The 367-nt window shown below is 59.4% G+C and carries 1 pseudogene; it reads right to left on the minus strand.

The features are described 5' to 3' along the window. Positions 1-158: 158 nt before the first annotated feature. A pseudogene (locus tag EOA49_RS33230) lies at positions 159-367 on the minus strand (hypothetical protein); the annotation flags it as partial.

The raw sequence follows: 367 nt of genomic DNA on the forward strand, positions 1-367 counted from the left end.
GCGATCAGCAGACTTGAAACGGCAGCGATCGTCGGCGTGATCTCTTCCCGAATTCCCGACCACATCTTGATCGGCAAGGTGGTGGTGTCCGGCCCGCTCACGAAAAGTGACAGCACCAACTCGTCGACAGATCCGTCACCGCAACTAAAGCTGGACCTTCAGCCCTCGCCTTCGGCCCACGCCACGTATCTACTAAGCTTAAGGCGAATCGCGGATTCGTCGCCGTGTTGCGCCCCTCGCGAGAGGGCATCCAGAAGGGGCCCAAGGCCTGCCGTTTCGAGGTTGCCTATTGCCGAGAGGATCTCGTCCTGCCACCGCGGGTGAACGTTCTCTCTGCTGAGGCCCTTGAATTTCTCCCAGATCTGAT

Source organism: Mesorhizobium sp. M1A.F.Ca.IN.020.04.1.1, from assembly GCF_003997315.1.
Taxonomy (GTDB): domain Bacteria; phylum Pseudomonadota; class Alphaproteobacteria; order Rhizobiales; family Rhizobiaceae; genus Mesorhizobium.